The sequence below is a fragment of the Plantibacter sp. H53 genome (assembly GCF_001650455.1).
GTDB classification, from domain to species: domain Bacteria; phylum Actinomycetota; class Actinomycetes; order Actinomycetales; family Microbacteriaceae; genus Plantibacter; species Plantibacter flavus_A.
Genome location: NZ_LWCT01000024.1, coordinates 137,811 through 163,659, shown reverse-complemented (window position 1 = coordinate 163,659; position 25,849 = coordinate 137,811). Strand labels below are relative to the sequence as shown.

At 70.7% G+C, this 25,849-nt stretch carries 22 protein-coding genes; 15 read left to right on the top strand and 7 right to left on the bottom strand.

All coding sequences use genetic code 11. The features are described 5' to 3' along the window. Window positions 1-48 precede the first annotated feature (48 nt). Genes A4X17_RS12190 through A4X17_RS12160 form a run of 7 tightly spaced genes read left to right on the top strand, consistent with a single transcriptional unit; the run spans window position 49 to window position 7,314 of the window. Window positions 49-993, top strand: coding sequence for a carbohydrate ABC transporter permease (locus tag A4X17_RS12190; protein ID WP_064295934.1), 945 nt, complete (start codon window positions 49-51; stop codon window positions 991-993). Further along, window positions 990-1,928: a carbohydrate ABC transporter permease gene (locus A4X17_RS12185; RefSeq protein WP_064295933.1), complete on the top strand. Its 939-nt coding sequence runs from the start codon at window positions 990-992 to the stop codon at window positions 1,926-1,928. The genes A4X17_RS12190 and A4X17_RS12185 overlap by 4 nt, the downstream gene beginning before the upstream one ends. Next, entirely contained in the window at window positions 1,925-2,815 is an 891-nt protein-coding gene (locus tag A4X17_RS12180) for an NAD(P)-dependent oxidoreductase (RefSeq protein WP_064295932.1), read from the top strand. The genes A4X17_RS12185 and A4X17_RS12180 overlap by 4 nt, the downstream gene beginning before the upstream one ends. Next, on the top strand, window positions 2,812-4,074 hold the full coding sequence (locus A4X17_RS12175; protein WP_064295931.1) for an enolase C-terminal domain-like protein: 1,263 nt from the start codon (window positions 2,812-2,814) through the stop codon (window positions 4,072-4,074). Before A4X17_RS12180 ends, A4X17_RS12175 begins: the two co-directional genes overlap by 4 nt. 56 nt (window positions 4,075-4,130) lie before the next feature. After that, the gene (locus tag A4X17_RS12170; protein WP_064295930.1) at window positions 4,131-5,432 is read left to right on the top strand and encodes a DUF4038 domain-containing protein; all 1,302 of its coding nucleotides are present in this window, start codon (window positions 4,131-4,133) and stop codon (window positions 5,430-5,432) included. Continuing rightward, entirely contained in the window at window positions 5,429-6,262 is an 834-nt protein-coding gene (locus A4X17_RS12165; protein ID WP_064295929.1) for a hypothetical protein, read from the top strand. The genes A4X17_RS12170 and A4X17_RS12165 overlap by 4 nt, the downstream gene beginning before the upstream one ends. Before the next feature lie 35 nt (window positions 6,263-6,297). Beyond that, complete coding sequence (locus tag A4X17_RS12160; RefSeq protein WP_064295998.1) at window positions 6,298-7,314, top strand: LacI family DNA-binding transcriptional regulator; 1,017 nt, start codon at window positions 6,298-6,300, stop codon at window positions 7,312-7,314. A gap of 40 nt (window positions 7,315-7,354) precedes the next feature. On the opposite strand, the gene A4X17_RS12155 is transcribed toward A4X17_RS12160, so the two are convergent. The 3 genes from A4X17_RS12155 to A4X17_RS12145 all read right to left on the bottom strand — a co-directional run bounded on the left by A4X17_RS12155 (window position 7,355) and on the right by A4X17_RS12145 (window position 10,976). After that, complete coding sequence (locus A4X17_RS12155) at window positions 7,355-9,013, bottom strand: extracellular solute-binding protein (RefSeq protein ID WP_064295928.1); 1,659 nt, start codon at window positions 9,011-9,013, stop codon at window positions 7,355-7,357. A gap of 83 nt (window positions 9,014-9,096) precedes the next feature. Further along, window positions 9,097-9,984, bottom strand: coding sequence for a carbohydrate ABC transporter permease (locus tag A4X17_RS12150; RefSeq protein ID WP_064295927.1), 888 nt, complete (start codon window positions 9,982-9,984; stop codon window positions 9,097-9,099). After that, the gene (locus A4X17_RS12145; RefSeq protein WP_231884373.1) at window positions 9,981-10,976 is read right to left on the bottom strand and encodes a sugar ABC transporter permease; all 996 of its coding nucleotides are present in this window, start codon (window positions 10,974-10,976) and stop codon (window positions 9,981-9,983) included. The genes A4X17_RS12150 and A4X17_RS12145 overlap by 4 nt, the downstream gene beginning before the upstream one ends. A gap of 141 nt (window positions 10,977-11,117) precedes the next feature. Here A4X17_RS12145 and A4X17_RS12140 point away from each other — a divergent pair, with 141 nt between their 5' ends. The 5 genes from A4X17_RS12140 to A4X17_RS12120 all read left to right on the top strand — a co-directional run bounded on the left by A4X17_RS12140 (window position 11,118) and on the right by A4X17_RS12120 (window position 19,510). Then, window positions 11,118-12,209, top strand: a complete 1,092-nt coding sequence (locus A4X17_RS12140; RefSeq protein ID WP_064295926.1) for a substrate-binding domain-containing protein — start codon at window positions 11,118-11,120, stop codon at window positions 12,207-12,209. A gap of 104 nt (window positions 12,210-12,313) precedes the next feature. Further along, the gene (locus A4X17_RS12135) at window positions 12,314-13,342 is read left to right on the top strand and encodes a hydroxyacid dehydrogenase (protein WP_064295925.1); all 1,029 of its coding nucleotides are present in this window, start codon (window positions 12,314-12,316) and stop codon (window positions 13,340-13,342) included. A 62-nt stretch (window positions 13,343-13,404) separates the two neighbouring features. After that, window positions 13,405-15,336 (top strand): heparinase II/III family protein, encoded by a 1,932-nt coding sequence (locus A4X17_RS12130; RefSeq protein WP_064295924.1) that lies wholly within the window; start codon window positions 13,405-13,407, stop codon window positions 15,334-15,336. Further along, a complete protein-coding gene (locus tag A4X17_RS12125; RefSeq protein WP_064295923.1) occupies window positions 15,333-17,312 on the top strand; it encodes a DUF2264 domain-containing protein in 1,980 nt (659 codons plus the stop codon). Before A4X17_RS12130 ends, A4X17_RS12125 begins: the two co-directional genes overlap by 4 nt. A 26-nt stretch (window positions 17,313-17,338) precedes the next feature. Next, complete coding sequence (locus A4X17_RS12120; RefSeq protein WP_064295922.1) at window positions 17,339-19,510, top strand: alpha-galactosidase; 2,172 nt, start codon at window positions 17,339-17,341, stop codon at window positions 19,508-19,510. Here the strand turns inward: A4X17_RS12120 and A4X17_RS12115 are convergent. Beyond that, the gene (locus tag A4X17_RS12115; RefSeq protein ID WP_197479072.1) at window positions 19,507-20,514 is read right to left on the bottom strand and encodes a glycoside hydrolase family 26 protein; all 1,008 of its coding nucleotides are present in this window, start codon (window positions 20,512-20,514) and stop codon (window positions 19,507-19,509) included. The genes A4X17_RS12120 and A4X17_RS12115 overlap by 4 nt on opposite strands. A 157-nt stretch (window positions 20,515-20,671) precedes the next feature. Here A4X17_RS12115 and A4X17_RS12110 point away from each other — a divergent pair, with 157 nt between their 5' ends. The 3 genes from A4X17_RS12110 (at window position 20,672) to A4X17_RS12100 (ending at window position 22,750) form a co-directional block, all read left to right on the top strand. Next, window positions 20,672-21,589, top strand: coding sequence for a PhzF family phenazine biosynthesis protein (locus tag A4X17_RS12110; protein ID WP_064295921.1), 918 nt, complete (start codon window positions 20,672-20,674; stop codon window positions 21,587-21,589). Between the two features lie 90 nt (window positions 21,590-21,679). Next, a complete protein-coding gene (locus tag A4X17_RS12105; protein WP_082916141.1) occupies window positions 21,680-22,120 on the top strand; it encodes an META domain-containing protein in 441 nt (146 codons plus the stop codon). 54 nt (window positions 22,121-22,174) lie between these two features. After that, entirely contained in the window at window positions 22,175-22,750 is a 576-nt protein-coding gene (locus A4X17_RS12100) for a leucine-rich repeat domain-containing protein (RefSeq protein WP_064295919.1), read from the top strand. A gap of 156 nt (window positions 22,751-22,906) precedes the next feature. Here A4X17_RS12100 and A4X17_RS12095 read toward each other — a convergent pair whose 3' ends face one another. From A4X17_RS12095 to A4X17_RS12085, 3 genes are read right to left on the bottom strand one after another with little or no spacing between them, the layout of a single operon-like run. Beyond that, window positions 22,907-23,668 carry an ABC transporter ATP-binding protein gene (locus A4X17_RS12095; protein ID WP_064295918.1) on the bottom strand — a complete coding sequence of 254 codons (762 nt, stop codon included), beginning with the start codon at window positions 23,666-23,668 and terminating at the stop codon, window positions 22,907-22,909. After that, entirely contained in the window at window positions 23,665-24,741 is a 1,077-nt protein-coding gene (locus A4X17_RS12090; protein WP_064295917.1) for an iron ABC transporter permease, read from the bottom strand. Before A4X17_RS12090 ends, A4X17_RS12095 begins: the two co-directional genes overlap by 4 nt. 11 nt (window positions 24,742-24,752) lie before the next feature. Next, window positions 24,753-25,796 (bottom strand): ABC transporter substrate-binding protein, encoded by a 1,044-nt coding sequence (locus A4X17_RS12085; protein WP_064295916.1) that lies wholly within the window; start codon window positions 25,794-25,796, stop codon window positions 24,753-24,755. Between the last annotated feature and the right edge of the window lie 53 nt (window positions 25,797-25,849).

Sequence of the window (25,849 nt, the reverse complement as noted above, 5' to 3'; positions counted from 1 at the left end):
CACCCTCCGGGGTGGGCCACGCGCCCACCCCGGTCCCAGGAGGACCCCATGTTCCAGACCATCAAGCGACCGCAGCCGGGTCCGTCATCGGCCGCGCGCACGCCCGCGGCGACACGACGATGGCGACGCGCCCGTCCAGGTCTCGTCGCCCTCGGCATCGCGCTGCCGGCGATCCTCGTCTACCTGTACTTCTCGTGGGGTCCGATCCTCTCCTCGCTCGTGATGAGCGTCCAGGACATCACGCCCGGGCAGACGTCCACCTGGGTCGGGATGGAGAACTTCAGCTACGTGCTGAGCGATCCGAACCTGCCGCAGGCGACCCTCAACACCCTCCTCTACACCGGTCTCGCGATCCTCTTCGGCTTCCCGGTCCCGCTGGCCCTGGCCGTGTTCATCTCCGAGTTGCGCGGCCACCGTTGGTACTTCAGCGCCCTGGCCTACCTCCCCGTCATGGTGCCGCCGGTCGTCGCCATCCTGCTCTGGAAGTTCTTCTACGAACCGAGCGAGGACGGCGTCTTCAACGCGGTCCTCGGCGTCGTCGGCATCGGGCCGGTACCGTGGCTCACCGCTCCGACCCTCGCGATGCCGTCGATCGTCCTGGAGACCACCTGGGCCGGCGCCGGGACCGCCGTCATCATCTACATCGCCGCCCTCTCGAGCATCCCGGCCGAACTGTACGAGGCGGCCGAACTCGACGGCGCGGGCATCTGGCGTCGCGTCTGGCACGTCGCCCTGCCGCAGATGCGCGGCATCATCGGCACGATGCTGCTCCTCCAGGTGATCGGCACGATGCAGATCTTCACCGAGCCCTTCCTCTTCACCGGCGGCGGACCACTCGGTGCCACCAGGACCCTGCTGATGACCATCTACGACTACGCCTTCGTGCGCGTGGACTACGGCGCAGCGACCGCCCTGAGCGTCCTGCTCGCAGCAGTCCTCGCGGTCTTCGCCCTCGTCTACGCCCGTCTCACCCGCCGTTGGAGTGCCTCATGAGTGCGCCCGCACTAGCCCGCAGCGCCAAGCGCGCCGACCGACCCGAGCGCGACGCCGTCGGACGGTCGAACATCTCCGACACCGACCGCCGTCGACCCGTCGTCCGCGTCTCACTGCTCCTGGGACAGGTCGTCGTCCTCCTCGGCCTCGTCGTCGCGGGACTCGGTCCACTCGTGTGGCTCGCCCTCGCCGCCGTGTCGCCGACCCAGGACCTCATCCGAGAGCCGTTCGCGTTCTTCAGCAGCGGCGTCGTGCAGTGGGAGAACATCGGCATCGCCTGGGAACGCGGGCGGATCGGCCACTACCTCTGGAACACCGCGGTGCTCGCCCTCGGAGCGACCGTCGCGACCCTCGTGGTCTCCACCAGCGCCGCCTTCGTCATCACGGTGCTCCGGCCCCGATGGGGCCGCTTGTTCTCGGCAGCCATCCTCGCCACGCTGTTCGTCCCGGGCATCGTCGCGCTCGTTCCGCTGTACCTCACGGTCCGCGAGCTGCCGGTCGTCGGCATCTCCCTGCTGAACACGCCGTGGGCGGTCTGGCTGCCGGCTGCGGCCACGGCGTTCAACGTCCTGATCATCGCCCGCTTCCTCGAATCGATCCCCGCGGACCTCTACGACGCGGCTCGGATCGACGGAGCCGGCGCGCTGCGGATCCTGTGGAGCATCGTGCTGCCGCTGTCCCGTCCGATCCTGGGCGTCGTCGGACTGCTCGCCGTGGTCGCCTCGTGGAAGGACTACCTGTGGCCGCTCCTCGTGCTGCCGGACCCCGACCTCCAACCGGTGTCGGTGGCACTGCCGCGACTCGCGGCCCAGACGGAACTCAGCGTCCAGATGGCGGCACTGTTCCTGTCGCTCATCATCCCGGTGGCGCTGTTCCTGGTCTTCCAGCGACAGTTCCTCCGCGGTGCGAGCATGGCCGGCGGGGTGAAGGGATGACTCGCGTCCTGGTCACCGGCGCCGACGGCGAGATCGGCCGCGCCGTCAGCCACGCGCTGGTCCGCGCAGGCTACGAGGTCTCCGCGCTGTCGCTCGCCTTCGGCGCGGAACACCCCGCCGACCGGCTGTTCGTCGGCGACACGACCTCGGTGGCCGACGTCGCCGCCGCACTGGACGGCGTCGACGCGGTCGCCCACTTCGCCGCCATCCCGCACCCCTCGCTCGGGACGCCGTACGAGGTGTTCCGGGTGAACACCGACTCCACGTTCAACGTGCTCGAACAGGCCGGTCGACGCGGCGTGCGGCGAGCGGTCATCGCCAGCAGCATCAACGCGCTCGGGTACCCCAACAACCCGCACGGGACGTGGCCGCCGTCCTTCCCGCTGGACGAGCACACCCCCGCGGACATCGCCGACGCGTACTCGCTCTCCAAGTCGGTCGACGAGCAGACCGCCGCCTACGCCCACCGCCGCCACGGCATCGACGTGGTCGCCCTGCGCTTCCCGCTCGTGAAATGGCCGTCCGTCCTGCGCGACGTCGCCGAGGAGGTCGCGCGCGACCCCGCGGCCATGGCGCGCGAGGGCTGGGCCTACCTCACGATGGGTGACGCCACCCGCGCGGTGCTGCGCGGCCTCGAGGTGTCGACCGAGGGCGTGCTGGTCGCCGGCCTGAGCGCCGCGGACACGCTGCTCGGCGGCATGACGCAGGAGCTGGCCGATCGCTACACGCCCGGTGTCCCGATCATCCGGCCGGTGTCCGACACCGCAGCCCTGATCGACACGACGACCGCGGAGCGGGCCCTCGGCTTCCACCCGACCGAATCCCTGCACGACGGGACCGCCGTCGCGCAGCCCGACCCCGAGACCCCGGTGAGGAACCTCCGATGACCGATGCCGCCCCGACCACCTTCGCCCAGCCGTGGATCCCGCGGGACGACGTGCGCATCACCGACGTCCGCGCGGTGGTCACCGCTCCCGAGGGCATCCCGCTCGTCGTGGTGAAGGTGCTCACGAGCGACGATGGGCTGTACGGTCTCGGCTGTGCGACCTTCACCCAGCGCTGGCGCGCCGTCGTCGCCTACCTCGACCACCTCCGGCCGCTCCTCGTCGGGCGGTACCCCGGAGACATCGAGGACCTCGGGCGGTTGATCCGCTTCTCCGCGTACTGGCGCGAAGGGCCCGTCGGCAACAACGCACTCTCGGGGATCGACATGGCCCTGTGGGACATCGCCGGCAAGCGGGCCGGGATGCCCGTGTACGAGCTCCTCGGTGGCCGGGTCCGGGCTGCGGCCGATGTGTACCTGCATGCCGAGGGTGCCGACCCCGAGGCCACGGCGGCCCACGCCGAGCAACTGCGGGACGAGGGCCTCCGGCACATCCGGGTGCAGACGGGCCAGGCCGGGATCGGCCACTACGGAGCACCGCCGGCCGCCGACCCGTACACCTGGGCCAAGCACCCGCAGGGGTGGCGCGTGGAGGAGTACCTCCGGCGGACCCCGCGTCTCTTCGAACGCATGCGCGAGCTCTTGGGCGACGAGGTCGAACTCCTCCACGACGTGCACTCCCGGCTCACGCCGCGCCAGGCGATCGCCCTCACCCGGGCGCTCGAGCCGTACCGCCCGTTCTTCGTGGAGGACGTCCTGGCTCCGGAGCACTGGGATCGGCTGCCCGAGGTGGCCGCCGCGTCGCCCGTCCCCCTCGCGGTCGGCGAGCTGGCGACGTCGTTCACCGAGGCGGCCCGCCTCATCCGCACCCACGCCGTCGACTTCATCCGCTGCCACCTCTCCGACATCGGAGGCCTGAGCGCCGGTCGGCGACTCGCCACGTTCGCGGACATCGAGGGCGTCCGGACCGCCTGGCACTCCCCCGGCGATGCGTCGCCGTTCGCCGTCGCGGCCGCGGTCGCCCTCGACGTCTCGAGCCCCGCGTTCGGCGTCCAGGAGGGCCACCGGTACTCCGAGGCCTGCCACGAGGTGTTCCCGGGCATGCTCGACATCGTCGACGGTTGGCTGACGCCGAGCGGCGCCCCGGGATGGGGCATGGACCTGGACGAGCGCGAGGCCGCCAGGTATCCCGCGGGTGTCTCCGGCCACGACGCCTGGGCGGCCGGTGTGCGCGCCCCCGACGGTGGCCTCATCGCCCCCTGAACACTCACACCCGTTCTCCTCCGTCTGCCCGTCACCCTCCGAAAGCGCACCCACCCATGCCCCGTTGGTCCGTCTCCCCCTCCCGTCGCGCCCTGCTGCGCGACGGCCTGCCGTCGTTCCTCCTCGCCGACACCGTCTGGGCCGCGTTCAGTGGTCCGACGGACGAGGAGTGGTCCGACTACCTCGTCCGTCGGCGCCGTCAGGGCTTCACCGCCCTGCTCATCAGCGTGCTGCCGATCGAGCACGACCGGTCGGAGGGTGGCCGTTCGCCCTACGCCGTCGTCGACGGGCGTCTGGACCTGGCCGGGGGCGATCCCGACTACTGGCCGCGCGCGATCCGGCTCCTCGAGCAGGCGGTCGAGCACGGGTTCACGCCGATGCTGGTCCTGTTGTGGAACAACTTCGTCCCGGCGACCTGGGGAGCGGGCCTCACGCCTCAGCTGGTGCTCGATGAGCAGCAGACGCTCGACCACGTGCGCGACTCGGTCGAGCGGTTCGCACGGTTCGAACCGATCTGGATCGTGTCTGGCGACGACGACCTCGACGCCGATGAGGCCATCGCCCGCTACAGCCTCGCCGCGTCCGAGGTCCGCCGCCTGGTACCGGAGGCGCTCGTCACCTGGCACAGCACGCCGACCGCCCGCATGCCGGAAGACCTCGCGAACGGTCCGCTGCTCGACCTGCACGGCCTGCAGTCCGGACACAACGAGGACTGGGACACCCTGCCGCAGACCCTCACCCGATACGTGGACGGGCTCGCGGTCACGAGGCCGATCATCGATCTGGAACCCTGCTACGAAGGCCTCGGTCGGTTCGCCGGCCGCGCGAGGCACTCGCGGGCGGACGTCCGGCGGGCGAGCTGGACGGGTGTCGTGGCAGGCGCTGCGGCCGGACTCGGCTACGGCGCGCACGGCGTGTGGTCGTGGCACCGTCGCGGCAGCGCGTTCACGGCCGAGGCGGTCCACGGCGTCCCGTTCCCGGCCGCCGTCGCACTCGACTTCCCCGGAGCGGACGACGTCGGGTTCCTCCGACGGGTCGTCGAGGCCGAGGGGCTGTCCGAACTGCGTGAGGACGGCTCACTCCTCGACCCCGAACCCTCGGGCGCCGTGGCGGGCCGGGTGGACGAAGACCTCGTCGCCGTGTACGCGCCGTCGGCATTCGCGCTGACGTGTCGACTCGATCCTGCTTCGGTGGCGTCGGTCGCCGTCTACGACCTCGACGCGCGCCGGCAGGACGCCGCGACGTGGAGCGCGGTCGTGAGCGAGGACGGCACGGGCGGCATCCGCCTCGAGCAGCCCGAGTTCCCGGGCGACGCGTTGTTCGTGATCCGCCTCCAGGACGGGACGTCCGCAGCGTGACCTCGGCCACCGAGCCCGCGTCCGTGACGATCCGAGCCCACGGCCTCCGGGTCCGGGTCGTCGCCCTCGGCGCGCGGATCGACTCGATCCTGCTCGAGGAGCCCGGTCTGGAGCTGCTGTACCGGACGCCATGGGCAGACGCCGGAGGATCCGAGTGGGGCATGTCCTCCTCGAGCGCCCTCTGGCACCGTGATTACGCCGGTGGCTGGCACGTGCTGCTGCCGTCGGCGGGCGATCCCGATCCGCGGGCTCCCGTCGAGCAGCCGTTCCACGGCGAGGCCGCCTGGCGGACCTGGTCGCTGCGGCAGGACGGTGACACGGTGCTCGCCGAAGTGCTGCTGCGCACGGTGCCCGTCCGGGTCGTCAGGACGGTGTCCGTGACCGAGGGCCGGGTCACGGTCGACACCGTGCTACGCAACGTCGGGACGGCCGCGACCCGCCTGATGTGGGTCGAACACCCCGCGTTCGCGGGCGAGCTGTTCGACGACGCGGAGCTCCTCGTCGACGGCGGCGCGGTCGGTCTCGTGTCGGCACCGGGCTCCGCGTTCGCGGACCTGCCGGTCACGACCGGGACGGTCGAACTCCGGTCACGTTCCAGCGGCATCGGGCTGCGACTCGGTTTCGACGTCACCGTCCATCCCCGGGTGTTCGTCTGGCAGGAGCGTCGCGGCGAGCGCGGGTTCCCCTGGTGGGGTGCCGGTGACGCCGTCGGTTTGGAACCGGCATCCGAACCGTACGGCGATCCGGCCGACGGCGTCGGTTCGGTGCGCCTCGCGGTCGGCGAGGAGCGCTCGACCCGGTTCGAGCTCGACGTCGACCGCCTCGGATGAGCCTCGGGATCGCCGCCCGGTACAATCGATCCGCGATGTCTAGAAAAGCGATTTCCCTGCAGGATGTGGCCGCCATCGCCGGGGTCTCCGTCTCGACCGCATCGAAGGTGTTGCGTGGTCAGGGCAAGGCCTCGGACGCCACGCGCGAGCGCATCCTCGAGGCCGCGGCGCGACTGGACTACCAGCCGAACGCCCTCGGCCAGTTCCTCGCGCAGGGACGCAGCGCGACGATCGGTGTGCTGACGCTCAACGCCCCCGGCGCGTTCACGATGCCGGTCCTCACCGCCGCGACGACGACCCTCGGCGCCCGCGACCTCTCGGTCCTCGTGTCCGACTCCCGTCTCGACCGCTCCCTCATGGCCGCGACCGTCCGGAAGCTGCGCGCCCGCAACGTCGACGGCCTCCTCGTCATCGGCGACGGCAGCGGGACCGAGATGCGTTCGGTCACCGACGGGTTCGCGGTGCCCGTCGTCTACGCCTATGGTGCCTCGGACGATCCCGGGGATGCCTCGTTCCTGCACAACGGCCGCCTGGCCGGCGAGCTCGCGGGACGACATCTGCTGGGCCTCGGTCGCCGTCGCATCGCGCACATCGGTGCCTCGCTCGACGACCGCTCCGCCCACGACCGGGCGGAGGGACTGCACCGCGCGCTGGACGAGGCCGGGGTCGAGCTGGTCGGAGGGACGGGGCTCCACGGCGACTGGTCCCGGGCCTGGGGGCGTCAGGCGGCACAGCGACTCATCGAGGCCGGACACGACGTCGACGCGGTGTTCTGCGCGAACGACACCATCGCACTCGCCGCCATCGAGGTCTTCCGGGAGGCCGGTCGCCGGGTGCCCGAGGACATCGCCGTGGTCGGGATGGACAACCTCGCCGGCCTCATGGGTCAACGGGACCGGACCCTCACGACGATCGACCCGCTCCTCCACGACGTCGGCCGTGCTGCGGCCGGCTATCTCGCCGATGCGATCGCCGGTGGCACCTACGTCCCGGGGGTGCACTTCGTGGACGGCGAGCTCATCGAGGGCGAGTCGACCGGGTCCCCGGCCTGAGGTCGGTCCGGGCTGGTCTCGACGAGCCGCCCGGCCGCCGTCAGGACAGCTTCTCGAGCTGCTCCTGGTACTCGGCCCGCACCTTGTCGTTCGTCGACTGCTTCCACGAGGCGATCCCCGACTTCACGGCGTCGAAACTCGTGCGGCCCAGGATGTACTCGTTCATCGTCGACGACAGGTTGTTCGTCGCCGATGCGGTCTTGCCGGCGGTCTCCGAGTAGAGGCCGGTGATCGGACTCTTCTGGAGCATGGGAGCGGCTTTCTGCTGCCACTCGTGCGAGCGCCGCAACCGCTCCTCCATCGGCACGGCCGTGGCGAGGATCTGCGGTGCCGCGGCGAGTCGGTTGAGCGAGGTCGGGCCGATCTGCGCCGACCCCGCCTCGGTGAGGACGACGCGACCGTCCGCCTCCCGGGTGTGGTGCTCGCCCTCGACGCCGTACTGCAGGAAGAACCCTTCGGTGCTGCCGTAGGGGGCCGCGAGGTGGTTGAGCAGGGTCAGCAGCTCCTTCACCCGCGCCTCGTCCGCCTGCTTGATCGCCGTGAACGAGAACATCGACGAGCCCTGGTACACGATGCCGTCGCCGCCGTCCGCCGCGAACGGCAGGATCGCGTCGTAGACCACGCCCTCCGGCGCGCCGGGGTCGATGATGGCCGAGATGCCGTCCTGGTGCATGAGGACGGTGCCGTTGGCCATGTAGGTCTTCGCCTGCGAGCCGGAGATGCTCGGAGTGTCCGGGTGGTAGTACCCGGCGTCCTTCAACTCCTTGATGTACGAGAGCGTCTCGAGCCACCGGTCCGACTCCCACTTGTGGACGAGCTTCGACCCCTTCAGCTCCCACCCGTTCGGGACCCCGAACATCGCACCGATGAAGTCGTACCCCCAGTCGACGCTGTCGCCGTTGCTCTGCCCGCTGATCGCGTAGCGGTTGCGCTTGGCGTCGGTGACCGCCTTGCACAGCTCGGTGAAGTCGTCCTTCGTCTTGGGGGCGGGCTCCGCCCCGGTGAGGTCCTTGATGACGTCCGGACGCGAGATGAGCATGTTGCCGAAGGGTGGCCGGTTCACCGGGACACCGTAGATCCGGCCGTTGATCCGGCAGCCCTCCCACGACGGCGTGGGCAGGTTCGCGAGGTTCGGGTACGTCTTCACGTTGTCGCCCGAGAGGTGGTCGGAGAGGTCGGCGAACTGCGCTTTGAGCAGCTGCGGGTAGGACGGTGGCAGCTGGAACGCGAGGAATTCGACGAGGTCCGGCACGCTTCCACCGGCCATGACCGTGGCGAACTTGGGTGCGAAGGAGTCGGCGGGGACCACCTGGAGGTCGAGTTTGCACCCGAGTTGCTTCTCGGCCGCCTGGAGGTAGCTGTTCGAGGCCGGCGCCGGCGGGCTGTACGAGATGACGAAGCCCGACACCGCGCCGCTGATCGCCGTCTTCCCCGACACCGAGGTGAACAGCTCCGACTCCTTCGGCGCGGAGTAGTACACCGGCTGGACCGTCGCCGAGCCGGCGAGATCGGGGGTCGGTCCCTTCGTGATCGGCACGTAGGTGGGCAGCGGGACGAGGGCTCCGGATCCGGCGGCTCCCGAGGTCGCACCACCGGGGGTGCAGCCGGTGAGCGCGGACCCGAGGCCGAGGACCGCGAGGCCGACGCCGGCCGCGGTGAGGAAGGTGCGGCGGGACAGGCCTGGGGTGGTGTCGTTCATCGTGGTCTCCTTCGAGGTGAGGCGAGCGCCTGGGGCGCGGGTCGGATCCCGGCGACGATGCCGGGTCGGTGGGTGCGGATCGGTCAGCCCTTGACGGCGCCGGTCAGCACGCCCTTCGTGAGGTGGCGTTGCACGAGCGGGTAGGCGATCAGGATCGGGACGATGGCGATGAGCACCACGGCCATCTGCAGGGACTCGGCGGGCGGCAGCACGGAGGCGTCCGAGGCTCCCCCGACGAGCGAGGAGCCCTGCAGCACGTACGTCCGGAGGACGAGCTGCAGCGTCCACTTCGAGGTGTCGTTGATGTACAGCAGCGCGTTGAAGAACGCGTTCCAGTACCCGACCGCGTAGAAGAGAGCGACGACGGCGATCACCGCGCGGGACAGCGGGAGGACGATCGTGCCGAGGATGCGGAACTCCCCCGCACCGTCGATCTTCGCGCTGTCGATGAGCTCCTGCGGGATGCCCATCATGAAGCCGCGGACGACCACCATGTTGAAGACGCTGAACGCCCCGGGCAGGATGAGCGCCCAGACGTTGTCGAGCAGTCCGAGCTGCTTGACCATCAGGTACAACGGGATGAGGCCCGGCGTGAAGAGGAAGGTGGCGAGCACGATCATGAGCACCGGGCGCTGGAAGAACGACCGTCGGCTGAGGGCCCACGCCGCCGAGACCGTGCAGACCAGGCTGATGAGCGTGCCGACGACGGTGACGAACAGCGTCACCAGGATCGCCCTGGTCACCACCCCGCCGGCGAGGATCTGCTGGTAGGCGTCGAGCGTGAACGACTTCGGCCAGACGACGTAGCCGCCGGCGGCCGTGACGTCCTCGGCGGTCGAGACGCTGGTCGAGACCACGATGAGGAACGGGAAGAGGATGACGGCGAGGATCACGACGATCGCGAGCGCCTTGAGCGCGAGGACGACGGGCTTCGGTTTCCCTGCCCAGATCGGTCGGACGATGGTGCTCATGATTTGGAATACACTCCCTGCTCGCCGAGCATGTGCGCCGCTTTGTTGGCGACGAGGATGAGGATGAGACCGACGAGGCCCTTGATGAGTCCGGCGGCGATGCCGGTGCTCCAGTTCCCGTCGATGACGCCGTGGTAGTAGACGTAGGTGTCGAGCACTTCGGCGGCCCCCGGCCCGACGGCGTTCCGTTGCAGGATGATCTGCTCGAACCCGACGGACAGCGCCTCGCCCAGTCGCAGGATGAGCAGGAGCACGATGATGGGTCGGATGCCGGGCAAGGTGATGTGCCAGAACCGGCTCCAGGCGCCCGCGCCGTCGATGGCGGCGGCCTCGTAGAGGGAGTCGTCGATCGCCGCGAGTGCCGCGAGGAAGATGATCGTGCCCCAGCCCGCATCCTTCCAGATCACCTGTGAGGAGAGCAGCAGCTTGAACGTCGCCGGATCCGACATCACCGAGACGGTGCCGAGGTCCAGCTGCCGGAGCCAGGTGTTCAGGACACCACCGGAGCCGAGGCTCTGCTGGAAGAAGCCGACGACGATGACCCAGGACAGGAAGTGCGGCAGGTACAGCACCGACTGCACGATGGAGCGGAGCCAGGGCCAGGTCAGCGAGTGGATGAAGATGGCCAGCGCGATCGGCACGGGGAAGAACAGCACCAGTTGGATGAAGGTGATCTGGAGGGTGTTGGAGACCGCGTTCCAGAACGCCTGGTCGGTGAACAGCGCCGTGAAGTTGGCGAAGCCCACCCACGGGCTGTCCGGGATCGGGATGTACGGCTGGTAGTCCATGAACGCGATGACGTTCCCCAGCAGCGGGATGTACACGAACAACAACAGCAGCACGACCGCCGGGGTCACCATGACGAGCAACGGTGCGTCGCGACGGAACTGCATCCGGAACGGCACGCGGCGTCTCGTCGGCCGATCACCGGACCCGGCGGGGGCGATCGGTGGTCGGATGGTCTCCGGCCGATCGGTCGTCGTCGCGCTCACAGCAGCTCCCTTGCTCACGGCGGATGCCAGGTCTCGGGCCTCCGCGCCGTTCTCTCGAACGTTGGACATCATTCGCGGGGCCGCTGTGTAAAGTCAACATCATTCAATCATCCGAACAGGAATCGAACATCGGAGTTCATCATGGAGCTGTCGCAACGACACGAGCGCATCCTCGCCGAGCTGCGCATCCACGGCAGTCTCTCGGCAGCGGACTTCGCCGAACGGATGGGCATCTCGGCGATGACCGTCCGGCGCGACCTCCGCGAGCTCGGTGAACAGGGCCGGCTCCGCCGCGTGCACGGTGGCGCGGTGTCCGTCGACACGCAGCCGACGACCGGGATGCCCCACCGGCCCGGTGCCCGGCCGACCCCGGCTCCAGGGGCGGCCGACACCCTGTTCACCTTCGGGTTCGTCGTCCCAGACCCGAGCTACTACTTCCCGACGATCGTCGCCGGTGCGGTCGAGCGCGCCCAGTCGCTCGGTGGACGGATCGTCCTCGGCGTCTCCCGCTACGACCCCGACCGCGAGCGTGATCAGATCGAGCGCCTCCTCGTCGGCGGGGTGGACGGCCTGCTCGTGACGACGTCGATCCTCGACGCCCACCCGACGCTCGAGCTGCTGGAGCGGTCGCCGGTGCCGGTCGTCCTCGTCGAGCGCTCCGTCGCAGAGTCCGCGATCGGCGACGGCCTGGAGTTCGTGCGCACCGACCACGCCGCCGGGGCGGTCATGGCCCTGCGTCACCTGGCCGGACTCGGCCACGAACGCATCGGGATGGCCGCCTTCGACACCCCCACGACGCCCTCGCTGCGTCTCGGCTTCGAGCGGGCCGTGCGCCAGCTCGGACTGCGCGAGGACGCCAGCACGGCCATCATCGACGACCAGCAGGGCGTCGGCGAGCAGACGCGGCGATACCTGGAGGCGTGCGTGGCGTCCGGGACGACGGCGGTGTTCCTGCACTCGGACCACTACGCCGTCGAGTTCGCGGATGCCGCGCTCGACCTCGGCCTGTCCATCCCCGGAGACCTGTCGATCGTCGCCTACGACGACGAGGTCGCCGGCCTGGCCAGGGTGCCGCTCACGGCCGTCGCGCCGCCCAAACGCGACATCGGCAGGTTCGCGGCCACGATGTGCTTCGAACGCATCTCGGCCGCAGCCCAGACGGGGTTCGCCGCGCGCCACACGAGCCTGCGTCCGAGCCTCAGCCTCCGCGAGTCGACGGCACCGCCTCGGTGAGGCACGGGGTGTTCGTTTGCTGTTCGTTTGAACGCGAGTGCTTGACAGGCTCCGGCGTCGCGCACTGGGATTGAGCCTGCTGTCGAGACGACCAGGAGGCGACGATGCTGCAGAGCGAGAGCGCCCTCCGAGGCACGGTCGGCTTCCTCATGCCGGAGGGCACCTTCGAGCGGGTGTTCTCCGAGCTCGACCTCGCACGCCTGCGGTCCGAGTCGCGCCTCCATCTCCTGTCCGACCGCCCCCTCCGTCCGGAGCGCGTCGACGACCGCGCGCTGTTGGCCGAAGCCGAGGTGCTCGTGACCGGCTGGGGGTCCCCGGCGCTGGACGAGCCGCTCCTGCGGATGCTCCCGTCCCTGCGCGCGGTGGCCCACTCGGCCGGCAGCGTCCGCGGCATCGTCACGGACGCCCTGCTCGACCGTCACGTGTCGCTGACGTCGAGCGCAGCGGCCAACGCGGTACCGGTCGCCGAGTTCACCGTCGCGATGATCGTGCTCGCCGCCAAGCGGACGTTCTGGGCGGCGGAGACGCTGCGGTCCTCGAACGCCCCTGTCGACGCCGAGCGGGCCTGGCCGACCGTCGGCAGCCACGGCATCACCGTGGGGGTCGTGGGGGCCTCGCGCATCGGTCGGCTCGTCATCGAACGGCTCGCCTCCCTCGACGTACGGGTGCTCGTCGCCGACCCGACGCTCGACCACGAGCAGCGGCTCGCCATCGGCGTACCCTGCGTGCCCCTCGAGGAGCTGGCCGCAGGCAGTGACATCGTCACCCTCCACGCGCCGGCCCTGCCCTCGACTCGGCACCTCGTCGACCGCGGACTCCTCCGGCTGATGCGTCCCGGCACCACCGTCATCAACACCGCCCGTGGCGACCTCGTCGACCACGAGGCCCTCGCCGATCGTCTCGAATGCGGCGACCTCGTCGCGATCCTCGACGTGACCTCCCCCGAGATCCTGCCGTCGACCTCACGGCTGTGGTCGACGCCGAACACGGTCATCACGCCCCACATCGCCGGCTCGGCCGGGAACGAACTCGGCCGGCTCGCCACCAACACCGTGGACGAGGTCCTGCACCTCGTCAGGACCGGCGCCTTCCGACGACCGATCACCATCGCCGCGCTCGCGCTCCAGGCGTGAGCGGGCCACCGAACCGCACACCACTGAACCGCAGACCACCGAACCGCAGCAGAGGCCAGACCATGCCCCTCCCAGCAGCCACCAGCGCGCCGACCACCACGAGCTTCGCCGAGCAGTTCACGCCGCGGGCGCGCCGAGCCCTGCGCGTCGGGAGCTGGCGCGCAGGACCGCCGGTCGGAGACCGCACCGCCTGGGGCCGGGTCTCGGAGCGGGACCGGACGGCGTTGCTCGCCGCGGCGCGGCACTGGTGCGTCGAGGCCGACCGCAACCCGCCCACGCTGTCCCTCTGGGCGCGGTACAGCTCCGACGGCGACCGGACCCCCTACGAAACGGCGCAGCAGGCGCTCCTCGGTGCGGTCGCCTCGTCCGCGCTCGCCCTCGGCGTGACCGACGACGAGGCCTGGGTCCGCGAGCTCGGCGATCGCGTCTGGCGGCTCTGCGAGCTGACCGCGTGGTGTCTGCCCTCCCACTACGCCCTGCCGGAGTCCGGCGAGCGCCCGTTCCTTCCGCTCCCTGGCCGCGACATCCTCGACCTGTCCGACGCCTACGTGGGCGGCATGCTCGCCGCGGTGGACACGATCGCGGGTGACCGCTTGGAGCTGGCCTTCCCCGGGCTGCGCTCGCGGGTGCACGCGGAGATCCGGCGTCGCGTGCTGGACCCGTGGCGGAACGAGGTGGACTTCTGGCACGGGCTCGACGGCCCGCCGAACAACTGGGCGCCGTGGATCGTCTCGAACGTCCTCGTGTGCTCGGCGGTGGTCGAGACGGACCCGGACGAGCTGGCGTCGTCGATCGACCGCGCACTCGTCATCCTGGACCGGTTCCGAGCGGGCTACGCCGATGACGGCAGCTGCGACGAGGGGGCGACCTACTGGTGGTGGGCGGGGGCGACGCTGTTCGAGGCACTCGACCTCCTCGGCGAGGTCACCGAGGGCGCGTTCGACGGGTTCGCGGTCGCGCCGGTGGCCGCGATGGCCCGTTTCCCGATGGTGATGCAGCTCTCCGGCGAGTCACAGGTCAACTTCTCGGACGGGTCCGCGAGCCTGCCGACGAACGCCACATGGAACCTGCTCGCCCGCTTCGGCGAGCGCGTGGGCGACGACGAGGTGGCGGCCCATGCCCGCTGGATGGGGCGCTCGCATCCGCTCGGCTTCTCGGCGCAGTTGGCCCCGTTGTTCCGCCGCACACTCGCGGAGCTGCTCGATTCGGCGTGGACGACCTCGGGTGACGCGGTGCCCGGGATGCCGGCGTCCTGGTACGCGCCGGGCACGGAGGTCGCGGTGTTCCGCGAGCACGCCGGTCGCGTGGACGGCTGGGCGGTCGCCGCGAAGGGCGGTCACAACGACGTCAGTCACAACCACAACGACGCCGGCGGCGTGATCGTCTCGTTGGACGGCGCACCCGTCCTCATCGACGTCGGCGTGGGCGTGTACCACCGCGACACCTTCATGCCCGACACCCGCTACGGCATCTGGACCATGCGGAGTGCGTTCCACAACGTGCCGCTCCCCGCAGGTGTCGAACAGCCGTATGGCCGGGGGTTCGCGGCGAGTGGGACGCGGTTCTCCGACGGTGACGGACGCGCGGTCCTCGCCATGTCGCTCCTGGGCGCGTATCCGGCCGAGGCTCGGCTGACGGCGCTCGACCGCACGGTGTCGCTCGACCGCTCGGCCGGCACCGTCCTGATCGAGGACGACTGGGCGTTCTCGGAACCGATGCGGATGACGCTCACCTTCCTCACCGCCGTCGAGCCGGTCGTCGCGGGCGGTGGGATCCTGGTCGGCGACGCCCGCCTGGACACCGACCCCGCGTTCGAGGTGGCGGTGGACCGGATCGACATCGACGACCCGAAGCTCCACGAGGTCTGGGGGTCGGCCATCTTCCGCATCCGGCTCGTGCAGCGCGCCACCGCGACGAGCGGGTCACACACGCTGCGGGTGCGCCGCGCGCAACAGTACCCGGAACCGGGAGCACCGATGGAGGCCCCACGATGACGCCCGACCCGCTCCCGCCGTTCCGTCTACCGGCCGCGGACCCCGTCGCCGCACCCTTCACCGGGTGGACGCGGGCGCACTGGGAGGCCGCGGCCGACCGGTGGCTGGCGGAGGTCCGCCGGTTCGAGAGCCCGCTCGGCGGCATTCCTCGGCTGCCAGGTCGGGTCACCCGCGACGGTGTCGCCCGCGAGGGCATGGAGGCGGTCGGTCGCTCCTTCCTCCTCGCCGCACCACGGATCGCCGGCGGCGGAGACGGCGATGGTGACGGGGTCGAGGACCTCGTCGCCTGGTACAGCCGGGCACTCCTCGCCGGTACGGCCCCGGACGGTCCGGAGTCCTGGCCGCTGGGCGTGACGTGTCGGGCTCCTGGCACGGGCGTCACCAACTCGATCGTGGAGGCGGCGAACATCGCGTTCGGCCTGTACGTCAGTCGAGACCGACTGTGGGCGGGGCTCACCCGGAAGGAGCAGGTGCAGATCGCCGACTGGCTGCGCCACCATGCGCGCCTCGAGGTCTGGCACAACAACTGGCAGCTCTTCCCGGCGATGGCGGAGGCGTTTCTCCGCTCGGTCGACGAGGACGTCACCGGGCTGAACGGCACGAGGAACGTCGCCCGCGTGGAGTCGTGGCACCTGGAGCAGGGCTGGTACACCGACGGTCCGGAACACGCGATCGACTACTACAACGCGTGGGCGATCCACCCCTACCTCTGGGCCTGGTACCGCATGACCGACCGCACGGGCACGGCCGACGGCTCACGGCATCTGGAACGGCTGCACGACTTCACCGGCTCCTTCGCGCGCATGGTCGCACCCGACGGGTCGATGGTGCACGTCGGTCGCTCGCTGAGCTATCGGACGGCCGCCCTCGCCGCGCTCTGGTGCGCCGAGCTCTCGGGGGTAAACCCGTTGAGCCCCGGCGCGACGCGTCGCCTGGCCTCCGGGGTGGTCTCGGGGTTCGTCCGGCACGGCGTCGGTGTCGACGGCCCGCTGAGTCTCGGTTGGTACGGGCCGTGGGAGCCCACCGCGCAGAGCTACAGCGGCTTCGGTTCGCCGTACCTCGCGGGCATCGGGTTCCTCGGGCTCGCCATCGACCGCGACGACCCGGTGTGGACCGCTCCGGAACACCCGCAGCCGACCGACGGGCCGCCGGAGACCACCGTGCTGTCGGCGGTCGGGTGGATCCTGCGCTCGCAGCGGGACGGTGTCGTGACGCTCGCCAACCACGGCAGCGACCACTGCGAGATCCCCGTCGAGCCCGCTCGCGCCGACGCGGACGATCCGCACTACGCCAAGTTCGGGTACTCCTCGCACACCGCCCCGGGGACGGGCGCGGCGTGGGACGAGAACGTCGACGGCCATCTCGCGCTGCTCGATGAGGACGGGCGGGCGAGTCGCCGCGCCGCGATCCGCGGGATGCGGACCGTCGGCGAGGTCTCCGGCTCGGTGCACCTCCCACAGCTCGACGGCCGAGTGTGGCCGGGCTGCGCCGTCACCACGGTCAGCATCGTCCACGGCGATCAGGAGCTCCGCGCGCACCTCGTCGAGTCGACTCGCGCGTGGGCCGTCCGCGAGGGCGGTGCGGCCGTCGCCGACGACGCGGTACTGCGCACCGTGGTCGATCCCGCCGGGGCCGCGCCGCGGGCCACGGTGGTCGGTCGCGACGGGCTCGCAGCGACCATCGTCGGGCTGCACGGCTGGGACCGCGCGGAGGCCGTCGCCTACCGCGACGCCAACGCGTTCGGTCCCCACTCGGCGGTCCCGGCGCTGTGCGCCGCCAGCACTCCGGGGCACACCGTCCTGGCCGCACTCCACACCCTCCGCTTCGACGACGGCGAGACACCCGACCTCCCGGTCGCGGTGGACGCGACCGGGACCCGGCTGGTCGCACGGTGGACCGACGGAACCGTGCACGACGTCGACCTCGCCACCTTCGTCCCCTGGGACGGCCAGCTCGCACGCCCGTCCGCGGACTGACCACCGCACCCATCCGAAAGGACCCCATGTCCACCGACACCCGACAGCCCGTCGTCCACCTGCGATCGCGCGCCGTGAGCGTCGTTATCGACCTGCGCGACGGTCGCCTGCCGTCGATCGCGCACTGGGGAGCCGACCTCGGTCCGCTCGACGATCGGGAGCTCGCCGATGTCGTGCGCGGTGCGGAGCGGTTCGTCACGGAGAACGCACCCGATCGACCGACCCGCCTCGCGGTGCTTCCGGAACAGAGCGAGGCCTGGCTCGGTCGGCCGGGCATCACCGGCAGCCGGGACGGACGCGACTGGTCGCCGCTGTTCACGATGGAGCCGGCGCAGGTGACCCCGCGCACGGTGACCGTCGACGGCGAGGACGCCGAGGCGGGCCTGGCGATCCGGATCGAGTTCGAGCTGAGCGAGGCCGGTCTCCTGCGTGTCCGCGCGACGCTCCGCAACGTCGCCGACGGCGTCTACCGGCTCGACGACCTGCATCTCGCGCTCCCGATCCCGGCTCGCGCCCGGGAGGTCCTCGACCTCGCCGGCCGGTGGGGCAAGGAGCGGACGCCGCAGCGCTCGCCGCTCCGGGTCGGCGCCTGGGTGCGCGAGGACCGCCGCGGGCGGACCGGGCCGGACGCGCCGCTCGTCCTGAACGTGGGCGTCCCCGGGTTCGGCTTCGCCACGGGCGAGGTCTGGGGCGTCCACGTGGGGTGGAGCGGCAACCAGCGACACCTCGCGGAACGGCTCTCGACCGGCGACCAGGTGATCGGCGGTGGCGAGCTGCTCCTGCCGGACGAGGTCCGCCTCGGCCCCGGCGAGGCCTACACGAGCCCCTGGGTGTACGGCGCCCACGGGGACGGGCTCGACGCCCAGGCCGCGCTGTTCCACGAGCACCTGCGCGCGCAACCCGGCCATCCGGCACGGGACCGACCGCTCACGCTCAACGTGTGGGAGGCGGTGTACTTCGATCACGACGCCGAGGCTCTGATGCAGTTGGCCGAGGTCGCGTCCTCGCTCGGGATCGAGCGGTTCGTCCTCGACGACGGCTGGTTCCGTGGGCGACGACACGACCGCGCGGGGCTCGGCGACTGGTTCGTCGACGAGGAGGTGTGGCCTGACGGGCTGCAGCCGCTCGCCGACCGGGTCCGGAGCCTGGGGATGGAGTTCGGTCTGTGGTTCGAGCCGGAGATGGTGAACCTCGACTCCGATCTGGCCCGGGAGCACCCGGACTGGATCATGCAGACGGGCGGACGATTGCCGATCCCCGCCAGGAACCAGCAGGTCCTCGATCTCGGCCGACCAGAGGCCTTCGCCGCCGTCCTGGAACGGATGACCGCGATCCTGACCGAGGTCGACATCGCGTACATCAAGTGGGATCAGAACCGCGACCTCGTCGACGCCGGGTCGGCACCCGACGGTCGGGCCGGCGTGCATCGTCAGACGGCGGCCGTGTACCGGTTGATGGACGAACTCACGCGTCGGTTCCCGGAGCTGGAGATCGAGTCCTGCTCCTCCGGCGGCTCACGCGTCGACCTCGGCGTCCTCGAGCGCACGCACCGCGTGTGGGCCTCGGACTGCAGCGACCCGCTCGAGCGGCAGCAGATCAACCGCTGGACCGCCCAGCTGGTCCCCCTGGAGCGGCTCGGCGCCCACATCGCCTCCGGGCGCTCGCACACCACGGGCCGCTCGCACGAGCTGTCCTTCCGTGCGGCGACCGCGCTCTTCGGCCATCTCGGGGTCGAGTGGGACCTGCGGCAGGCGTCCCCGGCGGACCTCGCGGAGTTGGCCGACTGGTTCGCGCTCTACCGCTCGACCAGGGCCCTGCTGCACACGGGGCGGCTCGTCCGTGAGGACGTGGTCGACGACGCGCTCCAGATCACGGGGGTGGTGGCCGCGGACCGGTCGGAGGCGTTGTTCTCCCTCGCATTCCTCGGGCGTTCCGACGTCGCGAGGATCGGGCGGTTCACGCTCCGCGGCCTGGACCCGGAGCGTCGCTACCGGGTCCGGCCGCTGCGCATCGGCGAGCCCTCGGGAAGGCGCACCGTCCCCGCCTGGTTCGGTGAACCGGACGGGGTGGACGGTCCGCACGCCGGTTGGACCGGCGTGGTGATGTCCGGGGCGACCCTCCGCCACGCCGGCCTGCAGACCCCGGCGACCCCGCCCGAACGGGCGTGGATCGTCGAGGTCGCCGCGGTCGACGACTAGGGCAGCACCACCTCACCCTGGTTGAGCACCCTCGGGTGGAAGTAGGTGTTCTGGATCTCGGTGTTCGAGTTGTTGCCGCGCAGCTGCTCGGACCAGATCATGAAGTATGACCAGCGTGTCTGGGACTGCAACAGGTTCGCGTGGGGCACCTTGCCCATCTCCGCGATGGCGATCGGCTTCGTCCCGGCGATCGACTGCAGCTGCTGGTAGTCGGCGGTGCTCGGGTAGTTCTTGTACCAGACGTCGAGCGAGACGACGTCGACGTAGGAGTTCCCGGGGTAGTAGCCCGACCACCCGCCCTGCGGGTTGTCCTGGACGTTCCAGACCCAGATGAGGTTGTCGAGGCCCTGGGCGTCGAAGTAGTCGCGCATCTGCTGGAAGATCTTCGCGCCACCGTTCGCGCCTGAGCGGCCACCCCACCAGTTCCAGGTCTCGTTCATCTCGTGGAACGGACGGAACAGGACGGGGATCCCGGCGTCCTTGAGCTGCCGCAGGTACGGCACCACCTCGGCCATCCGCTGCCGCCAGGTCGTGTTGAGCGCGGTGCCTCCCGTCACGATCTGCGTGAACTGGGCGTTCGAGATCTGGGTCTTCACCCCGCCGTCGAACTCGCAGGTGGAGGGTCCGGTCGGTGAGCAGGCGTGCCAGGTGAGGGCGACGAGCGAGCCGTTCGCCCACTCCGTCTTCGCCTGGTCGATCACCCGCTGTCGGTTCGCGGCGTCCTGCCCGCGGAACATGAGGTCACCGCCCCAGAGCCCGGGATACTGCCCGGTGACGTCCTTCACCTGCTGGGTGTACTGACCCGGCAGGCTCGCCGGTTCCTTGTTGTGCTGGCCCGACACGATGTTCGTCCCGGCGATCGTCTTGAGGTACTGGATCACCGTGGCCTTGTTCTTCGCGGGGAACGCCTCGGCGTCCACCGGTTGCGCGACGGCGGAGCCGACGAGGCCGAGGACGAGCGCGGCGCCCAGTGCGATGCGCGTCCTCCGGGTGTGCGATGTCATGTCCATCTCCTTTCCGCCCTGCGTCGTCGGAGGGCGGCGACCCCAGGATCGCGGTCGAGACGGGGTGCCGTCAAGGACTTTCATAAATTACTGCTTAAACTCATCGCGATGGCGGCGGCTCCGGGCGGGGCCTGGCGAGGAGCGGTAGCATCGACGGATGTCGAACGCCGGACCGCCCGAGATCCTCCGCCTCACGGCCTTCGCCGCCGAGGCCGGCGGCGGCAATCCCGCGGGGGTCGTGCTCGACGCCTCGACGCTCACCGAGGCCGAGATGCAGGCGATCGCCACCGAGGTCGCGTACCCGGAGACCGCCTTCGTCGTCGAGCCCTGGGTCGACGGTGACGACCGGCACGTGCGGATGCGCTACTTCTCCCCCGGTGCCGAGGTGCCGTTCTGCGGTCACGCGACCATCGCGACCGCGGTCGCCCTCGCGGAACGGCGTGGCGTCGGGCGGTTCACCCTGGAGACGAACGTCGGGCCGCTCGTCGTCGAGACGGCCTCCGACGCAGACGCCGCCACGACCGACATAACCGGCGGCACCGGCACGATCACCGCGTCGTTCACGAGCGTCGAGCCCTCCGTCGACGGGCTCGACGAGGAGGTCGGCGATCGCCTGTTGTCCCTGCTCGGGCTCGAGCGTTCAGACCTCGACGAGCGGTGGCCGCTGCGTGAGTCGTTCGCCGGCAACCGGCACCCGGTCGTCGCCGTCCGCGACCAGGACGCCTTCGACGCCTTCAGCTTCGATCCGGCCGCGCTGCGCCGACTGATGGACGAGCAGGGCTGGGCCGGAACGGTGACCGTGGTGCACTGCCACGATCTCGACGACGCCGGGCGCCTGCTCGTCGAAGCCCGCAACCTCTTCCCCGTCGGCGACATCACCGAGGACCCGGCGACGGGCTCCGCCGCGGCCTCGCTCGGCGGCTATCTGCGCGCACTCGGCCTGGTCGCCCCGCCGGCCCAGGTCATCATCCGGCAGGGTCATCACGTCGGCGCACCCAGTCTGCTGACGGTCGACGTCCCCACCACGGGCGGCATCACCGTGACGGGGACCGCGCAGGCGATCGCAGCTCCTTGAGCAGCGGCCACCATAGACCGATGAACCGTGGCTCGGACTCGCGCTAGCATCGAGCCAGTCGCGGCCGGGCGGCCTCCGGAGGGGATGGACATGTTCACAGGTGGTGGATCGAAGCGGGGGCGCACCGCGGGCCTCGGCGTCATCGGTGCAGCAGTGCTCGCGCTCGCCCTCGCGGGATGCGCCTCCGGGGCCGAAAGCGGCGCCGACCCCTCGACCACTGCGTCCGCCGAGTCCGGCGACGCGGTCGGTGTCGTCGGTGTCTGGGGAGACGCCGACGCGCAGAACACCCCGTCGCTGGTGTTCGCCGAGGACGGCACGGTGACGGGGACCGACGGGTGCAACCGACTCATGGGCTCGTGGACGGCCGACGGCGACACGGTCGAGTTCGCGCCGCTGGTGTCCACGCGGAAGGCCTGCGAGGGAGTCGACACCTGGTTGTCGGGCGGAGCATCCGGCACCTGGACAGACACGGAACTCGTCGTCCTGGACGGGAGCGGCACGGAGATCGGTACGCTCGAGCGCTCGGAGTGAACCGGCCTTCCGGGCTTGCCGGGTGTTCGCCGGTGGGTGCGAGAGGATCATCGGGTGGATGAGGTCGAATCGTTGCGGGACGCGGGGCTGCGGGCTGCCGTGCGGGCGCATCTGCGCGGGTTGCCGCACGGCGCGGGCTCGGAGGGCTTGAGCGAGATCGTCGTCGATGAGGTGACGGTGCTGGACGGCATCGAGCGCTTCCACGGACTCCGACGACTCGGGCTGGAAGGCACGGATGTCGTCGATCTTCGTCCGCTCGCAGGCCTTCGAGACCTGGAGGAGCTGTGGCTGAGCGAGACGCGCGTGACCGATCTCCGCCCACTGTCGGGGCTGCAGGCACTCACGGTGCTCGAGCTCGGCGATACGCCGGTCGTCGACATCGAGCCACTCCGACCGCTCCGCCGCCTGCAGAAGCTGTGGTTGAACGGGTCGAACGTCACCGATCTCGACCCGATCCGTGCCCTCACGGGCCTGGTCACCGTCGGGGTGGCCGGCGCCCCGATCGAGGACTACCGGCCACTGGAGGCACTGGCGGAGCTGCAGACCCTGGTGGTCTCACGGTCGGCATCCGCGCGCCTCGGGGCACTGTCGCACCGTGGTGACCTGGACATCCATCTCCTCGACGAGTAACTCTCCCCTTCGGGAGACGCACGTTCCCGAGCGAGTGGTGCCGCGGCGAGGACGACCGCGGTCCAGAACATCGCGATGCGGAGACGACGGGGAGGCGCGGATTCCCCGGGTCGGTTCACGGGCGCTTGGGCCGGGCGGCGCCCAGAGCGGGCGGGATCATCGCGTGAACGTGATGACGGGGTGCCCTCGGCGGGAGTCCAGCGTCACCTCGGCCGCCACGCCGTAGACGTCCGCGATGAGCGCTGCGGTCAGCACCTCGCTCGGTGCCCCGGCAGCGACCACCTGACCGGCCCGCAGCACGACGACAGTGTCGCAGTACATCGCGGCGAGGTTGAGGTCGTGGATGGCGATGACGGTGGTGACCGGGAGCGCGCAGACGAGGTCGAGCAGTTCCAGCTGGTGTCGGATGTCGAGGTGGTTGGTCGGTTCGTCGAGGAGGAGCTCGCGTGGCTCCTGAGCGAGTGCCCGCGCGATCTGTGCCCGCTGGCGTTCGCCTCCGGACAGGGTGTGCCAGAGTCGGCCGGCCTGGTCGAGCAGGCCCACGTGTGCAAGGGCACGGTCGACGGCGGTCTCGTCGGCTGCGGTGTCACCGCCGATTCCCGAGCGGTGTGGGATGCGTCCGAGTCGCACGATGTCGCGCACCGTGATGTCGACGTCGGTGTTGGCGTGCTGCGTCACCGACGCGACCGAACGCGCGATCCGCCGTCGACCGACCGACGCCAGGTCGACACCGTCGAGCGTCACGAGTCCGGCGGTCGGCTTCACCAGGCCGTGGAGCACCCGCAGGAGCGACGACTTGCCCGATCCATTCGGACCGAGGAGGCCGACAGTCTGTCCCGGTTCGGGGTGCAGCGTCACGCCGTCGACGACGAGCGCACCACCGCGGTTCCAGGAGACGTTCTCTGCATGAAGGGTCATCCGCGCCTCCGTCTCCGGGCCAGCAGGGCGATGAAGACCGGTACCCCGACGAGCGCGGTCCCGACACCGACCGGCAGCGGCGTCGGTGAGAACGCGACGCGCGAGCCGGCATCCACCCAGACCATGAAGATCGCACCGATGATCGCCGTGGCCGGGATGAGTCGCCCGTGACGGGGCCCGACGAGCAGGCGGGCGGCGTGGGGCAGCACGAGTCCGACGAAGCCGATCGCCCCCGCGACGCTCACCAGCGTCGCCGTGATGAGCGCCGTCGCGATGAGCAGGATCGCCCGTGTCCTCGCGACGTGGATGCCGAGCGACGCCGCGACGTCCTCACCAAAGGCGAACGCGTCGAGCGCATGGGCGTACCGGAGGCACAGGACCGAGCCGGCGACCACGACGATCGCGCAGAGCGCCACGTCATCCCAACGCACGCCCTCGAGGGAGCCGAGCAGCCAGAACATCACGCCGCGCGTCTCGTCCGAGTCGGCGAACGCGAAGATGATCAGCGACGTCAGCGCGGAGAAGAGTTGCGTGCTGGCGACGCCCGCCAGCACGACCCGGTCGGTCCCGCCGCCGGAGAGACGGGAGAGCAGGAGCACGAGTCCGAAGGCGACGAGCGCGCCGATAAAGGCGCCGCCGGAGAGGCCGATCGACGCACCGCCGAGTCCGAGGATCCCGATCGCGACCGCGCCGGTCGACGCACCGGAGGAGATGCCGAGGATGAAGGGGTCGGCCAGCGGATTGCGGAGGAGGGACTGCATGATGACGCCGCAGAGCCCGAGCCCGGCACCGCAGGCTGCCGCGACGAAGGCTCGTGGCAGGCGCTCCTCCCACACGATCGCGTCCTTCGACAGCTTCACCGGGATGTCGGTGACACCGAGGTGGTTCGCGACGATGTCCCGCACGTTCACGAGCAGGATGTCCGCTGGGCCGAGCGTGATCGCCACGCCGACCGAGACGAGGAGGAGGACCACGCCGGCGAGGACGAGCAGGCCGGTGATCGTCGCGCGGCGAGCGCGTGAGACGGGTCGCCGTGCCGTGTCGCTGTGCGTCACCGGCTCGGTGCTCGTCACCGTCTCCGGGTTCAGAGCTCGTCCTCGTGCTCGACCCACCACGCCTTGATCTTCTCGAGGCCGTCGACGAAGCGGATGGACGGGTTCAGTTCGGCGCCGTGGAGAGCGATGTATCGCTGGTTGCGCACCGCGTCCATGGTCTTCGTGAGCGGGTCGGACTCCAGGAATGCGACCTTGTCGTCGAGCCGGTCGCCGGGGAACCGGTCGCGCTGCAGGTCGCCGAGCACGAGGACCTGCGGGTCGCGGTCGACGAGGTCTTCCCAGTTGGTGGCCGGCCAGTCGTCCTCGAGCTCCCCGAAGACGTTGTCGAGCCCGGTGGTCGAGGCGAGCAGCGCGGCGGATCCGAGCCCACCGCCGACGTACGGGGTCTTCGTGTCGGCGAACCAGAATGCGACCGTCGTGCCGTCGAAGTCGACGCCCCCGGTCGCCTTCGCGGCACGGCTCTGCAGCTCGGCGACGAGCGCGGCAGCACGGTCGGAGACGTCGAAGACCTCTCCCATCTCGGTGATCTCCTGGTAGAGCGCGTCGATGGTGAGCGGTGTCGTACGCGTCCCGCCGCCGTTGATGCTCGTTCCGTTGTCGCAGTCGGTGGGCGAGAGGTAGCTGGCGATGCCGGTCTCGGCGAACCGCTCGCGTGGTGCGACGCCGCCCTCGTTGTAGTGACGGCCGAACGAGGCGGTGATGAAGTCCGGGTCGGCTCCGAGGACGACCTCGTAGGTGGGCGCGTTGTCGGCCAGGCGCGGGACGTCGGCGTTGGCATCCGCGAGTGAGTCGAGGACGGGGTCCGTCCAGGAGGCGGTGCCGACGATGCGGTCCTCGAGCCCGAGGGACAGCAGGATCTCGGTCGAGTTCTGGTCGAGGGAGACGACCCGCTGAGGCGCGGCGTCGATCGTGACCTCGGTGCCGCAGTTGTCCAGCGTGAGCGGGTAGTCCGTCGCGCCCTGCTCAGCGGCTGCGGTCGATGCGGGCTCCACCGCTTCGGACGCGCCGCAGGCGGACAGTCCGACGGCGAGCGCCGCGGCGAGGACGAGGCTGATGGCGGCGCGCTGGTGCACGTCGTCTCCTTCATTCGAGGGGTGGGACCTAGGAAGGATAGCCTTACCTGAGT